This is a genomic window from Geobacillus sp. E263, from assembly GCF_007197795.1.
GTDB classification, from domain to species: Bacteria; Bacillota; Bacilli; order Bacillales; family Anoxybacillaceae; genus Parageobacillus_B; species Parageobacillus_B toebii.
On record NZ_CP041632.1, the window covers coordinates 3,034,676 to 3,049,204 of the forward strand.

At 44.7% G+C, this 14,529-nt stretch carries 13 protein-coding genes, 1 pseudogene and 1 riboswitch; of the genes and pseudogenes, 1 reads left to right on the forward strand and 13 read right to left on the reverse strand.

Annotation, left to right across the window (positions count from 1 at the left end; genetic code table 11):
- Window positions 1-6: 6 nt before the first annotated feature.
- Window positions 7-121, reverse strand: a riboswitch (TPP riboswitch).
- Window positions 122-184: 63 nt separating this feature from the next.
- The 9 genes and pseudogenes from FNL97_RS15595 to FNL97_RS15635 form a co-directional block, all read right to left on the reverse strand.
- Window positions 185-649 (reverse strand): annotated as a pseudogene (locus tag FNL97_RS15595) (methyl-accepting chemotaxis protein); the annotation flags it as partial.
- Window positions 650-765: 116 nt separating this feature from the next.
- Complete coding sequence (locus FNL97_RS15600; protein WP_062679323.1) at window positions 766-1,191, reverse strand: DUF2935 domain-containing protein; 426 nt, start codon at window positions 1,189-1,191, stop codon at window positions 766-768.
- Window positions 1,192-1,325: 134 nt separating this feature from the next.
- Entirely contained in the window at window positions 1,326-1,733 is a 408-nt protein-coding gene (locus tag FNL97_RS15605) for an RDD family protein (protein WP_143416118.1), read from the reverse strand.
- A 174-nt stretch (window positions 1,734-1,907) separates the two neighbouring features.
- Complete coding sequence (locus tag FNL97_RS15610; RefSeq protein WP_062679322.1) at window positions 1,908-3,437, reverse strand: SpoIIE family protein phosphatase; 1,530 nt, start codon at window positions 3,435-3,437, stop codon at window positions 1,908-1,910.
- Window positions 3,434-3,772 carry an STAS domain-containing protein gene (locus tag FNL97_RS15615; RefSeq protein WP_012749106.1) on the reverse strand — a complete coding sequence of 113 codons (339 nt, stop codon included), beginning with the start codon at window positions 3,770-3,772 and terminating at the stop codon, window positions 3,434-3,436. The genes FNL97_RS15610 and FNL97_RS15615 overlap by 4 nt, the downstream gene beginning before the upstream one ends.
- Window positions 3,773-3,793: 21 nt before the next feature.
- The gene (locus FNL97_RS15620; RefSeq protein ID WP_062679321.1) at window positions 3,794-4,195 is read right to left on the reverse strand and encodes an ATP-binding protein; all 402 of its coding nucleotides are present in this window, start codon (window positions 4,193-4,195) and stop codon (window positions 3,794-3,796) included.
- A gap of 281 nt (window positions 4,196-4,476) precedes the next feature.
- Window positions 4,477-6,147 carry a response regulator transcription factor gene (locus FNL97_RS15625; protein WP_143416119.1) on the reverse strand — a complete coding sequence of 557 codons (1,671 nt, stop codon included), beginning with the start codon at window positions 6,145-6,147 and terminating at the stop codon, window positions 4,477-4,479.
- A gap of 351 nt (window positions 6,148-6,498) precedes the next feature.
- Entirely contained in the window at window positions 6,499-6,882 is a 384-nt protein-coding gene (locus tag FNL97_RS15630) for a DUF3147 family protein (RefSeq protein ID WP_062679319.1), read from the reverse strand.
- Between the two features lie 14 nt (window positions 6,883-6,896).
- Entirely contained in the window at window positions 6,897-7,259 is a 363-nt protein-coding gene (locus FNL97_RS15635; RefSeq protein ID WP_205729475.1) for a DUF3147 family protein, read from the reverse strand.
- Window positions 7,260-8,204: 945 nt separating this feature from the next.
- Here FNL97_RS15635 and FNL97_RS15645 point away from each other — a divergent pair.
- Window positions 8,205-9,287: an RNA-guided endonuclease InsQ/TnpB family protein gene (locus tag FNL97_RS15645; protein ID WP_015863580.1), complete on the forward strand. Its 1,083-nt coding sequence runs from the start codon at window positions 8,205-8,207 to the stop codon at window positions 9,285-9,287.
- Between the two features lie 163 nt (window positions 9,288-9,450).
- Here FNL97_RS15645 and FNL97_RS15650 read toward each other — a convergent pair whose 3' ends face one another.
- From FNL97_RS15650 to FNL97_RS15665, 4 genes are read right to left on the reverse strand one after another with little or no spacing between them, the layout of a single operon-like run.
- The gene (locus FNL97_RS15650; protein ID WP_143416120.1) at window positions 9,451-10,875 is read right to left on the reverse strand and encodes a phosphomannomutase/phosphoglucomutase; all 1,425 of its coding nucleotides are present in this window, start codon (window positions 10,873-10,875) and stop codon (window positions 9,451-9,453) included.
- The gene (locus tag FNL97_RS15655) at window positions 10,826-11,962 is read right to left on the reverse strand and encodes a glycoside hydrolase family protein (protein WP_143416121.1); all 1,137 of its coding nucleotides are present in this window, start codon (window positions 11,960-11,962) and stop codon (window positions 10,826-10,828) included. Before FNL97_RS15655 ends, FNL97_RS15650 begins: the two co-directional genes overlap by 50 nt.
- Window positions 11,943-13,160 carry a glycosyltransferase family 4 protein gene (locus tag FNL97_RS15660; RefSeq protein ID WP_143416122.1) on the reverse strand — a complete coding sequence of 406 codons (1,218 nt, stop codon included), beginning with the start codon at window positions 13,158-13,160 and terminating at the stop codon, window positions 11,943-11,945. Before FNL97_RS15660 ends, FNL97_RS15655 begins: the two co-directional genes overlap by 20 nt.
- Window positions 13,157-14,200, reverse strand: a complete 1,044-nt coding sequence (locus tag FNL97_RS15665) for a nucleotidyltransferase family protein (protein WP_143416123.1) — start codon at window positions 14,198-14,200, stop codon at window positions 13,157-13,159. Before FNL97_RS15665 ends, FNL97_RS15660 begins: the two co-directional genes overlap by 4 nt.
- Between the last annotated feature and the right edge of the window lie 329 nt (window positions 14,201-14,529).

The window sequence follows — 14,529 nt, forward strand, 5'->3', positions numbered from 1 at the left end:
CGCATACACTCCCGCTATCTACTTCCCTACGCTGGTATAACCCAGATCAGGTTCAAAGGGTCAAAGAACTTAAGCGCGTTCTTTTCTCAGTCCAAGCTATTGGACTCCCCTAGTAGATAAGCGACAAATTTATTTAATTTTTCTTAATATTAACATATTTATATAACCATGTAAATACACTTTTTTACACGGTAAATCGTTTTAACATTGTTTGCATATTTTCCACCATTTTGCTTAATGATGATGCCGATGAAGCAATTTCCTCCATCGATGCCATTTGTTCTTGTGTTGCCGCCGAAACATTCGCTGATCCAGAAGAAGTTTGTTCCACAATCTCCGTCATATGTCCAATGGAAGCGGCCACCCGTTGCACGTTTTCTGTCATTTGCTCGATCGCTGTGGATACTTGTTCGATTTGGGCATTGACTTCGCCGATGGATTGGCGGATTTGTTCAAACGACTGTCCAGCCGTTTGCACAACATCAAGCCCTTGCGATACTTCGCTAACTACGGTTCCCATCGATTCGATCGCTTTTTCCGTTTCTTCTTGGATATAGCCGATCAGCTGCGAAATTTGCTGTGCGGATTGAGCAGACTGTTCCGCCAATTTGCGAACTTCATCCGCCACAACGGCGAACCCTTTTCCTTTTTATATTTCTAGTATATTACAAAACATAAAACAAACCGTTACCCTTTTTCATTACTACTTACTCTGCTCTTTTTCAAACACATAAAATGCCTATCCGAAACGAATAGGCATTTTCCTTATTTTCCGTATAACAACAATTGAGCAATGCCAATAAAATATTCTGACTCACGAATAATATGGTTCAGCACTACTTTTGCCGTTGGATTTTTGCTCACTGCTTTGCTTTCCGTTTTTATTTGTTGACACAGCTTAATAAAATCAAGACTTTGCTGCAAGCAATGAGACACTAGCTGCAACACTTGCTGGTAAAGCTGATAAGGAACGTAATATCCCGCGCGAACGACCGATTCAATAAAACGCACTACTTGCTGATGTGTTGCAGAAAGCGCCTCTTCCCATTTTTTCAACGCTTCGACATAAGCCGGCTCTAAACCGCTAACAAGCTCCCGAATAACGACCGTATGCTCCTCTTCTTGATGTTTCCAAAATTCCGCTTCGTCTAAAATACGCAGCGGCATTTGCTGGCCATAGTAAAATTGCATGAACATCCCCCCCATATTGCATGATATGGGGGAAAATGAAAAAGTATGAATATACAAACAAGCGTTCCTGTAATTCACCATAAAAAAACGGGCATCTCCTTCTTAGACACCCGTTCTTTATGATCAATATCCAATTATGCTGGTTTCTCTGTCGTCACATACGTTCCGGCAATAAAATCATGAATCGAACGTTTATCTTCGCGCGCCGCCACCATAATGGCGCTAATAATGAGAGCGATGCCAAGCGTTAACCCATAAACAAGTCCGCCGACAGCGAACCGTAAAAACATCGTCCCGATTCCGACTTTTTCGCCATTTACTTTTGCGATGCGAATGCCCAACAACTTTTTCCCCACTGTATATCCAGACCAAACCGCCGGCACAACTAGACCGTAAACGATGTTTGCTGCCGTAGTGAACCAATTCTCCTCCCAGCTTCCCGTAATAAGGTAGCCAATAAACACTAGCGGCAAACCGACAATAAGACCGTCTAATAAACCAGCCGCTAACCGTTTCCAAAATCCCGCTGGATTCCTCACCATGATACAATCCCCTTTCTTTCCCTTCGTCACTACAATGTATTCATCACCATTGCATCCGATTCATGGAAGATTATTATTTATCATACCGATTATTATTTATCATACCGGTTTATCTCTTTATTGACAATGCATGACATTATTTTTTCATTATCGAACTTTGAAAAACAGTTCAATTTAATGCAATTTCGCCACAACGACAGAAATATCATCGAGAAACGGATACTCTTCCTTAAACATTTTATTTATATGTACTATCATATTTTTGTTGTCTAAATGAATATATGGTTTTAGTTTTTCCCGGAACATTTCGATATTGGTTCTAACAGAACCATGGGCCCCTTCGACTACTCCATCCGAGTACAGCACTAACGTTGCTCCTGGAGCGTAATTTAGTTTTCCCGTTTCCACATGGAGATACGATAACAACCCGATCGGGGCACATCCTTGGTCCAGCTCCTCGACTAAACCGTTTGGATGAAATAAAAAGCCAGGAGGATGACCTGCCGAAGCATATTCAATGAACTTTTCTTTTGTGTTTACCATCGCATAAACGGCAGTAAAATAATACGTATTCATTGGCCCATCTTCATGGTACAACAACTGCATATGTTTATTTAACTCATGAAATACTTCTTGCGGATAAATGCATTTTCGAATAACCCCATTTAATAATGAACGAACGGACATACAAATGAGTGAAGCAGCTACTCCGTTCCCCATCACATCCATCAAAAAGATTCCGTATCGGTCGCTATCAATCCGATACCATGCATACATATCTCCCCCTAATTCTCCTGAAGGGACGTACATACCATATATATCAATCGCTTCCGTTTTAAGCGGCTTGCTCAATACACGTTTTTGCACTTCCTGCGCTAATTTTAAATCATCTTTTAAGCTTGTTGCGGTCTTTTCGTTTTTGATCATATCTGAAAATAGAAAAAGATAAAAAATCAGATGCCCTTCTTTATCATGAATCGCTGTAATCATCGTCTGTTGAGCATACACTTCCCCATTTTTCCGGCGCCCACGCAGACTCCCTCTCCACTGTCCTTTTTCAGCGACAGTTTTCTTAATGGTTTGATAAAAATGTTCATTGTAGTAACCAGAATACAAAAAGTCTAATGATAAACCGATTGCTTCTGACCCGTACCCCGTAATTTCTGTAAAAGCGGGATTAATAAATTGAATAACTCCATTTTCATCTGTAATCAATATAGCCTGTTGTACATGTTCGCACACTTTTTCCGCTAGTAAAAGCTTTTCATTCATTTTTTTTATCTCCGTAATATCCGTAATCACTCCACTTAACATTACTAGCTTTCCATTTTCATCAAATGCAGGAACCGTTTGATCCAAAACCCAACGAACCGTCCCATCCTGTTGATGAATAATGCGATATTCATGTTCAAGACAGCTTCCCTTCCAAAGAGCAGATTGCTTTTTCTCTACCTTTTCTCGATCTTCCGGGTGAATAACTTTTTTCCATAGCTCTACATCTTGATAAAAGGCTTCAGGCTGTATTCCGTAAATCTTCTCGCAAGACGGAGAAACAAAAATAACCCGCCTTTCCGCTAAGTTGGCTAGCCAATAAACTTGGTCCGCTTTATTACAGAGTGTGTTCCATTCGTCAAAAAGTTCCAATAATTCTTTTAACGAAACATTTTTGTCTTTCCTGATTTTTTGCAAATGCGTATGAATCATATCCCATTCTCCATAAAAAAATTAATCGCATCTTTTTCCGTATCGAAAAGTTTAATAAACGAAGCAAACTTAACAATATGGAAAATTTCTTGAAGTGAATCTCGAACCCCTGCGATCACCAGCTCTTTTTGCTGCTTTCTTGCCGTCATGACACTATTGGCAATAATGCCAAGACCAGCGCTATTAATATATTTCACTTGTTCCATATTTAATATGAGATACTCAGCTGGATTTTGAATAAACTTAGCCATCGCTTTTCGAAATTGTTCGGTATTGTTCAAAGTAATATCTTCATTCCATACGAAAACATCAATTAGTTCATGCTGTGCACCCATATTCCGTTCCTCCAACAGTCGTCAATGAGCTTTATATTTACACATATAAAACAATACGTTATTCCCTTTTTGTTCAATATAAACATCGTCTACAATATGAGTGATAAGCTGCAACCCCCTGCCGCGCAAGCCTTTGTTGACCTCATCCTTTCTTGTAATGTCAAATTTCTTTCCATGTTGCTTTACACCAATAATCAAATTCTCTTTTCCACATTTCCAAAATACTTCAAAAGGCAGCTGGTTTGTTTTTTGACAATATTCATACGCGTTCGTACACGCTTCCTCCGTTGCTAATCGAAGAAAGAGACAATCACGTGGCAAAAATCCCATTTCACTTGCGATTTGCTCGGTTATATCCATCGCTTTCATAATATCAGAACCTGCCATTACTGTGATATTTCTCCTTATACTTATACTTTCCATCAATATTCCCCCTATTTCTTCTATTAATATGTGTGCTAAATAGTACTTTTGTAAGTACGATAACACTTTCTATTCATAGGGGATGAGCATCTTTATAACAACACAGCAACATTGCACTATGTTCGCTTCTATATGTTTATTATAACTAAATACCTAGTTCTTATATACTATTAATGATTATAATACAAATTTATTTTGCTTCCTATTTCCTATATACCAAAACATTTCCATGTTAAACAAGCAGAAAATAAAAAAGGAACATCATCGATCCATAATTTTGTCTAATGATGTTCCTCATTGATAACTTTACGATTGTTTAACTGATATACAAGAGCAATTAGCTGAGAACGGTCGTTTACCCCTATTTTTTGAAAAATATTTGTAATATGGTTTTTCACCGTATGAATGCTAATAAATAATCGATCCGCAATTTCGCGGTTGCTGCATCCTTGGACTAATAAGTTTAACACATCCATCTCCCGGGTCGTTAAGCGTTCCGATAGCATATCGATATTCAATTCTTGCTTTGGCGTCTGATAAGTATTTTGCTTCATGACCATTGTGCCGATCCCTATTAATGCCGCAACATATACTTCCGCTTCTTTTGCAGCCTCGATATCTTTCAAATGAACAGCCATCACGCCGTGCACATGTTCATGAACCGAAAATGAAATTTCCATTACAGTCCCAAACTTTGTTTCACGCAGCTTCGGTATATTTTCTAGCAGTCTTTTTTCAGTAGAAAAGTAGCGTTGGCAAACATCTTCATAATATTCTGTTACTTGTTGTTCTGAAATGGCGCCACAATGAACCTTTACTTTCCTTTTATGATCGGCTAACACTGTAAATGCGAAATCACCGTACGCCAGTTCCGCAACAAAATCCGTCATCATCCGTATAATTTCATCGGTATCTTTTACAACATTCATTGCCTGGCCAATTTCTATTAACATCGATAATCTCATGAAATGTCGATCCATTTTTATGTAAGCTAATTCATATTTGGAATGTAATTGCCAATATTTCATGAGAATAGCGCCGATTTGGACTGCCTCTTTCGGTAATGAACGTTTTGTTTGACTGCCGATCACAATCCATCCTTCTACTTCATCGTTGTGCAAAATCGGATATACCACAACAGTACTCGGTTTTATTCCATTTTTCACGAAAAAAGCAAAACGTGGGTCAAGCGCGGCATTTTCAACACAAACAACATTGTGCGAATGAAATAGGGAGTTTGATAGTGGAGGAAAAGCGGTTTTTATCTGCTGATTCCAAAGCTGTTCTGCCTTTTCTCCCACAGCGTGTGCAACAACCCATTCGCGATTTTGCCGTTTTATATACAATGAAAAATCTATATCAGAGTCTATCTTTTGAAACATATGTAAAAAATCGTCCATATGTAAAGAAAACTGTTGCGCACGATCCACTGCCGTATCTAATAAATAGAAGTACTGTTCGTAATGTTGTTTTTGTCTATTATTGCTAATAAACTCGCCACATATTGTTGCCATTTTTTCAATATCATTTAACTTTTTTTCCACCGACGATATCGTTTGCTCTTTTGTTTGTTCAATGGCTTGAAGCCATATTTGTGAGTCAGGGAAACGAAAACACTGCTCCTTGATCATCAGTTTTGTCTCTTCTTCAATAAACGCACCTGCCCAAATCCAATACTCGACTTTTTGTTCCACTAGTACAGGTGCGACAATTGCCTTTACTCCCCAATACCCTGTCTGAACAACCATCGGACGTTGCCATTCGGTATAGTCATTCGGAAAACATGAAGGAGGAAACGGCTTATCTGGAGAAAAAAGTACAAGCTCCGCTAATTCCGTTATATTTGAGACTTTTGTAACAGGTTGATGCTGTAAATCAAGCATAATAATGCTTAACTCCGTGAGTGCTGCATATGCATCTTGAACATGCTGCAAAAAATCTTTAATATTCAATTCCTCCTCAACTCACTTACTTGTAATATTGTCATCCTTATCTATTATTTACGTATAAGTAAAGCGAAGTCAAGTTTAGGAAAATAAGGATAGATAATTCAACTATATAGTCCTATTTTCATATGTTCAATATCATAAGTCGATCTCTTAATAATCTTTTAGTCTTGAAATGCCGATGGATCAAAACCATCAGTTAACAGGCAAACAACCTCTACCATTTTCCATCTATTGTTTACGATTCTATTAATTCAATCTTTCATAACATATAAAAGGCCCGGCACGTTCGTATCATGCCAGGCTTCTGTATTCGTTACTCATGGCTCCATTGTTTTTCGGTCTGCCACCTCTTTATCAATGTTCCAATTTGATATTTGATGCTCTATTTTCTTTTTTATGATCCCGCATGTATACAAGGAATAACGAACTTGCAAACCATGTAATCAAACCAGAGATAAAACTTCCCCACCAATTTTGTGTAAGTTGTAGAGAAAATAAAACCGTTAACACACAAATGAAACCACCAATCATCCCATAAACAGATCCTTGTGCAGTTTTCGCTGCATCTTTAGAACCTTTCTTCATGCCAACCATCATCACAGCAATAACCATAACGGCTGGAAATGCGGCAAAAATTCCCCCGATAACTTTCCATGGTAATAGTTTTGCCGTTACATAACTTAACACAACAGCTGATCCTCCGAATAAAAAACGGAAAAATAAATCACGTCTATCCATACAATCACCTTTAATTAAAAATATCCTGAAATGACAGCAAAAATGATGGAAATGAGAAACCATCCAGCTATTGATTGTGTAAGTCCACGTTTCCAACCTTGCTTAGTACAAAAGTAAACGACCCCTATTGCACACATAATATTGATGAACATCCCAACAACGGCTCCTTGGGATAGAACAATCGACTTTTCCACTAATTCACTGCCCTTTGCATCGAGCCGAAGTGTCAGTAATGCTGCTAAAAATACAGCGGGAAAGGCAGCAAAAATTCCTCCTATTTTCGGCCCTAATTTTCTCGAGATAATGGTAGAAGCGACGACCGCGCCTCCCCCTAATAAAAATCGAATAACTATTCCACTAATTGATAATGACTCCAAGATAGATTCATCCTTTCTTTGGTGACCAATCTAGTGAGGTAAATATTATTTTTATATATTTATTTGTGATTATTTTCACGTATATATTGTAAACGATAATAAAACAAACGCTTGTGAACTTTTATTTAATTTTTTTCTTGTAACGCTTACACTTCTAAATTGTGACAAATATTTGAATAAAACTTATTTTTTTCTTACTCCCAACCATGGCGGCAAATATTTTTATAGTAAATCGATTTAATCATCATATGAACAACGTAAATGCAAACATTCAAAAACAGCATGGCTAGCTGGAACATCAATGAACATTCTGAACTGAAAAAATCTACAAGAGAAAGAGGGAATGCCTCCTTTTGGCTATCTTATCTCCGAATATTCAATATCCTAATTTTGGAAATACAAACGCTTAACCTACAACTTGTCTAATCAAACTTATTATTCTGCTCATATATTAATATCGAATCTTAATTAAATTAAAAGAGGGGAAACATATGTCAAAAGATTGAGGAGAAAAATGTAAAGATCACCATAAGCCAAAGATAAGATGTGGTTGTATTAATGGGCAAGCGGTGACAGTGAATGGACCTGCAACACCAGGACCTCCAGGAGCCGGTGCTATTATTCCGTATGCATCTGGAACAACTCCTGTTGCACTGTCTACAACTGATGTTGCAGGTGTAATAGTTAGTACTGGAGCTATCCTTGGATTCGGAAGTTCTGCGCCAACTGTTGACCTTAGTGCAGGAACACTAAATCTAGGCACCGCCGCCATAAACATTCCTGACTTCGCATTTGTGGTTCCTCGTGCCGGAACAGTCACGAGAACATCCGCCGGAAGCCCACTGCTTTAGCTGTGGAAGGAAGGCGGGGTTTATATTTTCAGTATATATTGAATTTTTCGTTCAATATAAGTACACTGGATTTAGAAAGGTAGGTGAATCAAGAATGCTCTGCACTCTCAAGATTAAATTAATGCCAACTCTTGAACAGTTTCATGCGCTGCTGGAAACAATGAAACGGTTTAACCAAGCATGCAACTATATTAGCGAGATTGCTTTTCGCTCCAGAACCTTTTCCAAAACGAAAATCCAGCGGCTTTGCTACTATGACGTCAGGGAAAAATTTGGCCTCTCTGCCCAAATGACCGTTCGTGCCATCGGCAAAGTGTCGGAAAGCTATCGTTTGGATAAAAAAACCTTGCATAACTTTAAAGAAACCGGTGCCATCGTGTATGATGAAAGAATCCTGTCCTTTAAAGGGTTAGAGTATGCTTCCATCCTTACCTTGCAAGGAAGAATGGAAATCCCTATGGTTATTAGCCGCTACCATCAAGGTTTGCTGTGCGGCAACCGTGTTCGGGGTCAAGCCGATTTAGTCCTTCAAAACGGTATTTTTTATTTACTGCTCGTGGTGGACGTTCCCGAAGGCCAGCCCAATTCCGAAAACGGATTTATCGGTGTGGACCTTGGCATCATTAATATCGCCGTCGATAGCACCGGTGAGGTATTTTCCGGCTCGAAGGTCAACGGGCTGCGCCGCCGCCATGCGAAACTTCGCGCCAAACTCCAAAAGAAAGGCACCAAGTCAGCGAAACGCCTGCTTAAAAAGCGTTCCAAGAAGGAAAAACTATTTGCCCGTGATGTGAACCACTGCATTAGTAAGAAGATTGTTGAAAAGGCAAAGGCACTCGGATGCGGCATTGCCCTTGAAGATTTAAAGGGCATCCGCCAACGCACCGAGAAAACGGTTAAAAAGCAACAGCGTCGTCAACACTCTTCTTGGTCTTTTTATCAGTTGAGAAAGTTTATTGAGTATAAAGCGGCGATCGCTGGCGTGCCGGTGGTATTGGTTCATCCAAAAAATACTTCCCGCACCTGTCCGGTTTGCGGACATGTGGCCAAAGAAAACAGACCGTCAAGGGATCAGTTTTGTTGTCGAGCTTGTGGGTACGCTGCCCCTGCCGACAACGTGGCTGCGGAAAACATCCGCAGGGCTGCTGTCAACCAGCCGAACGCGGCAGCCAATTAGGCTAGCTGCAAGTCCACGGCTTTAGCCGTTGGGTAGTTGACTTTTTATGGTCAATAAGTGACACGACATAACTGCAAAAAAGGAAAACGGCACCGTCCCGAACAGTCTACGCTGTTCGGGCCAGCGCCGATAATCGGTGATCCGATTTCAATCGTGCCCTGCATCACCATGTGATGGTCAAGTTAAGCGGCGGGTTGCTGAGTACGTCAGCCAGCTGCTGTTTGATATCGGCCAATGTCTCCGGCGACTTGGCTTCGGCGCGCAGAACAAGGATAGGCTGCGTATTCGACGGACGCACCAATCCCCAACCATCCTTGAACTGAATGCGGGCGCCGTCCACGTCCACGACCTTATGGCTGCTTGCAAACCGCTGTTTGACCGCGGCGATGGCTTCCGCCTTCTTCTCTTCCGGACAAGGCACGCGCGTCTCCGGAGTGGCTTGATATCGCGGCACGTCGGCAAATAGCTGCGACAGCTTGCGGTTATCATTGGAGAGTATGCGCAACAGCCGCCCCGCCGCGTACAAGGCGTCATCATAGCCGTAGAACTCGTCATTGAAGAACAGATGTCCGGACATTTCACCTGCAAACGGAATCTCTGGCCGGCTGCGCAGTGTCGCCTTAATATGTGAATGGCCAGTGCGATGGAAGAACGGTTTGCCGCCAAGCCGTTCGATTTCCTCGACCAACGCCTGCGAACACTTGACCTCAACCGGCGCTTCGGCTCCTGGATAGCTGCGGAGAATCTCACGCCAGAATAAAATCATCAATTGGTCGCCCCAGAGGATGTTTCCTTCCTCGTCGACGACGCCCAATCGGTCACCGTCGCCATCGAATGCCACACCGAGATCCGCCTTTTCCCGTCGCACCACGTCAATTAAATCCTTCAGATTCTCCGGCACTACCGGATCTGGATGGTGATTAGGGAATGTCGGGTCGGATTCGCAATACAAAGGTATGACCTCGCAGCCCCATGCCTCCAAGGCTTTCGGCGCAATCGCCGAAGGGGTCCCGTTGCCGCAATCGACCACTACCTTGAGCTTGCGCGATCCCAGCTGGATCTTGTCTTGCAGCATTTTCAGATAGGCTGGTTCGATGTCAAGCGTCTCCACATATCCTTCCTTCCACGTGTCGATGCGGTTGATCCCTTGTGAGTGGAGAATCCGCTCCATCGTCCGCCGCAGTTCCTGAATGCGCTCGCCATAAATGGTAGTCTTATTCATTGCAATCTTAAAACCGTTTTCGTCGCCTGGATTGTGGCTTGCGGTGATGATCATGCCGCACGGCACATTAGTGTACTCGAGGCTGTAGTAGAACATCGGGGTCGTCACCTGACCGATGTCAATCACCCGACACGACGCCTGGCTAAGCCCCGCAATCAGCGCACGGTGTAATGCAGGTGAAGAGATGCGGTTGTCGTGGCCAACCACCACTTTCTCCTCACCGGCTTGCCGTACCATTTCTGCAAACGCCAATCCTAACAAATAGGCAAAATTCTCGTCGAGCTCCTCTCCTGCGCGTCCGCGAATATCGTACTCTTTAAACACGTGCTTCGGTAGAACGGATCGTTGTTCCATCGAAAGACTCATTGAAAACCACCTCCAATTGCAAGGAATTTGCCATAGCTTCCGTCAATAAATAGGAAAGTGTCGACTCAGCCCCTCGATTCGGATTCGGCCCATCCGAATTTAGGCCGTCACAGCAGCTCCCATCGCTCAGATCGGCGAGGGGAACACCGAGGTCGTTATCGCCATAAAACCAATCGCGGCAGCGGCGAACGACTTCTCGGTACGTGTCGTCTCCCAATACCCGATAGGCCTCGCGGGCGGCCAAGGCCAGTTTCATCACATCAACGGGTTGCTGATCCCAGTCAGCGCGTCCGTTGCGGCTGCACCAACCGCGATTGCCGATAGGACGGATGACGCCTCCCTGGCCGCTCATCTTATCCAGCAGGAAGTCGAGGCTTTCTTTAGCTGCCTGCAGCGTCTCGACGCGGCCGTGATACCGATAGGCCACAAACAACGCCCACGGCAACAGCCCATTGGCGTAGGTGATTTGCGGCTCATACCAACGCCAGTCAGCCGTTCTGTTCATGTGGTAAGCGTCGAGCAAACTCCGCTCGAATACGTCCGCCAGATTGATGAGATCAGCCTCGGTCACACCAGAAGGCAAATCCAAACCGTCTCTCCGCTTAGACAATAGCAGACAGCAAGTCGCAAGAGCCCATGCCTGACCGCGCAAAAACCGCAACCCGCGGCTGGCCGAAAGCGCCCGGCCCAGGATCTCGGCGGCCACACATCTCCGGGCCTCATCATCGAGATTTACGTACGCCACTGCCGCAGCCCAGAGGGATCGGCCTAGGCAGTCGTCTGAGCGTGATTCTGATTCCGGCGTCCGGTCAAAATGAAAGTTATTCTGGAACCAGCCGTCCTCCCTCTGCGCCCAGAGCAAGAAGGCCAAGTATCGATCCAACAGCCGATATAGCCTGTTTTGCTCCTTGGACTCATCGTCTCCAAGTAAATCAAGCCACTCCATGCACACCCAGATGGCACGCGCATTGTCATCGGTTGAGTATCCCTCGCGTCGGCGCGGGATGCGCCCCAAGCTATGCTCAAGCAGCCCCGTGTCGTCAGTCATGCGTTCTAAATGATCGAACTTAACGACTGACAGAGGCAACGGGATTCACCTCTCCTTCCAATCGCTCTTTGGCTTTTTCATCACCGTCCGTTCCACTGCAGAGCTTTGCAAACAGCTGCAGGTGTTGCTCGCCTACACGAGGCCAGTGCGTCGTTTCACCAATCTTCCGAATCCGCTCTTCCCACTGCCGCAAAGCCGCATCATCCGCCAACAGCCGCCGCAACTGCCGCTCCCAGGCTTCAGTGTCGCCGTACGGCAGCAACAGTTCCTCGCATCCGCGCAACAGGTCGCGGGCATGTTCATATGGCGTCGAGAGAACCGGACGGCCCACGCCAACCGCATAGGCCAAGGTGCCGCTGGTAATTTGCTGCATCCCCGGATACGGAGTGACGTAAAGATCACACGCCGTCAAATAGGCGATGAGTTCCTCCTCGCTAAAATAGCGGTCGATCATTCGTACGTTCTCCTCCAGTCCGAGGCGACGGATCATCTCCTGAAGCTCCTCGCGGTACGCTTCCCCTTCGCGTTTTTTCACTTCAGGGTGTGTCTGTCCGGCGATGACATATAGCGTCTCCGGCACTTCGCGAACGACTCCCGGCAAGGCGGAGATCACTGACTCGATGCCCTTGCCGCGATTGAGCAATCCAAAAGTGAACATAACCTTGCGTCCTTCGAAGCCCAAGCGGCGGCGAAGGCGAACCCGTTCCTCACTGAGCGGCTTTGGTGAACCGTGCGGAATGTAGAAGATTTTACTCTCCGGCAAGTTAAACGCTCGTGTCAGGTACGAAATCGCCTGACGATTCATAACCACGATAGCGTCGCTCGCATCGGCAATTTCTTGCTGAATACGGCGATAAGGCGGTTGAGGATCAGCAAAGATGGTATGAAACGTCGTGACAAGCGGCTTTTTCAGGGCTCGGACGAAGTCCAGTATGTATTCACCCGCTTCGCCTCCGAAAATACCGAACTCGTGCTGCAAGACCACTACTGAGACATCGCTAAGATTAACCCGTTCCGCCATTCGCGTGTAAGCCGCTCGGTCCTGTGCTGCCAGCGGCCAAAACTTCGGATTGTTCCGGTACACTGAATCGTCATCGCTTTCGTTATAGAGCACAATCACCAGATCGACATCTCGTCGTTTGCCGGCGGCGCTCACGCTCTCAAGAAGATGCTCGGTGAACGTGGCAATGCCGCAACGACGCGGTGGATATGTGCTGACGTATGCGATCCGCTTCATGCCTGCATCACCTCTTGAGGTTGGTTGATAATGGAATTTTTGAACTCCTCGCCGGCAGGCGCCACGGTCCGATACCCGAAAATGCTGTTGCTGAGACGGCTACCATCGCGCACGACTGAACAATCCCAAAGGATGGAGTTCGAACAATGCACGCGAGCACCGATGTAGCAGTTATCACCAATCACCGCGTATGGACCAATCACCGCTTGGTCGCCTACTTTCACATTATTTCCAATTAATACTGGTGGCACCAAGAGGACGCCGGAACCTAATTCGACGCCTTCCCCTGTCCAAACACCTGGCTGAACCTGACGCCCTTGCATGGAAAGAGGAAAACGTCGGTCGAGCGCATCCCAATGGACTTGGCGATAACGTGCCGGAGTTCCCATGTCGCGCCAGTAGCCACTGCTTACCATACCGTAGACGCCAGCGTTTTCCTGAATCAAGCGCGGGAACGTTTCGCGTTCAATCGAGACCTCGCGTTGCGCCGGAATATAACGCATAACCTCCGGTTCGAGGATGTACAAGCCGGCGTTGATTCGATTTGACGGTGCCTCTTCAGGGCGCGGTTTCTCAATAAAACGCAAGATCCGTCCGGTATCATCCTGTTCAACTACTCCGTATGAAGAAGGATCATCTACTTCTGTCAGTGCAATGGTGGCAATTCCACCGTGCTGGCGGTGAAACTCAAGAAGAGGAATCAACTGTGGCAAGTGGACGATGTCGGCGTTGAAAACCAAGAACCGCTCATCGAGTAGTCGCTCCGCGTTTTTGATGGCTCCTGCCGTCCCCATCGGAAACGGTTCGAGAGCATACTCAATCTTCACTCCCCAGCGCCGTCCGTCGCCGAAGTAACGACGAATCACATCTGAGCAGTGGTGAGCGGCTATGACAAACTGATCGACGCCTTGTTCACGCAGATGAGTGATGAGGTGTTCCAACCATGGGCGATTTGCAATGGGTGCCATTGGTTTCGGTAGGTTTTCAGTTAGCGGACGTAAACGTGTGCCCAAACCTCCAGCTAGCAGCAATGCTTTCATTTTGCCATCCCTCCATTAGTTTCGAAATTCATAGGGTTTACTAAATTACTATGAAGACCGAAACAGATGGATGAATGAAAAAATGAAAGATGAGAGGTTGATTGTTAGCACTCAATATCACCGGTTGCTAATAATTAGTATACATAATATCCCCTGTGATGGCAAGTAAAACGCTCGTACTTTTGGTTGGACCACATTGAGTTTGCTCAGCGATCTCCATGCTGCTAAAGAGAAAGCCTGAGGATTTGGGACTTTGCGTCCCTCTGTGCTAAGAAGAACGCAAAACAGGAGCGCCAAAAGCTGCCTTTTCGGTATAATACAATTGTTGA

What these genes read in the sequence shown, in the direction of transcription:
- FNL97_RS15600 (WP_062679323.1), bottom strand. Translation starts at nt 1,191, where the DNA reads ATGCAATTTTACTATGGCCAGCAAATGCCGCTGCGTATTTTAGACGAA.
- FNL97_RS15605 (WP_143416118.1), bottom strand. Translation starts at nt 1,733, where the DNA reads ATGGTGAGGAATCCAGCGGGATTTTGGAAACGGTTAGCGGCTGGTTTA.
- FNL97_RS15610 (WP_062679322.1), bottom strand. Translation starts at nt 3,437, where the DNA reads ATGATTCATACGCATTTGCAAAAAATCAGGAAAGACAAAAATGTTTCG.
- FNL97_RS15615 (WP_012749106.1), bottom strand. Translation starts at nt 3,772, where the DNA reads ATGGGTGCACAGCATGAACTAATTGATGTTTTCGTATGGAATGAAGAT.
- FNL97_RS15620 (WP_062679321.1), bottom strand. Translation starts at nt 4,195, where the DNA reads ATGGAAAGTATAAGTATAAGGAGAAATATCACAGTAATGGCAGGTTCT.
- FNL97_RS15630 (WP_062679319.1), bottom strand. Translation starts at nt 6,882, where the DNA reads ATGGATAGACGTGATTTATTTTTCCGTTTTTTATTCGGAGGATCAGCT.
- FNL97_RS15645 (WP_015863580.1), top strand. Translation starts at nt 8,205, where the DNA reads ATGCTCTGCACTCTCAAGATTAAATTAATGCCAACTCTTGAACAGTTT.
- FNL97_RS15650 (WP_143416120.1), bottom strand. Translation starts at nt 10,875, where the DNA reads ATGAGTCTTTCGATGGAACAACGATCCGTTCTACCGAAGCACGTGTTT.
- FNL97_RS15660 (WP_143416122.1), bottom strand. Translation starts at nt 13,160, where the DNA reads ATGAAGCGGATCGCATACGTCAGCACATATCCACCGCGTCGTTGCGGC.
- FNL97_RS15665 (WP_143416123.1), bottom strand. Translation starts at nt 14,200, where the DNA reads ATGAAAGCATTGCTGCTAGCTGGAGGTTTGGGCACACGTTTACGTCCG.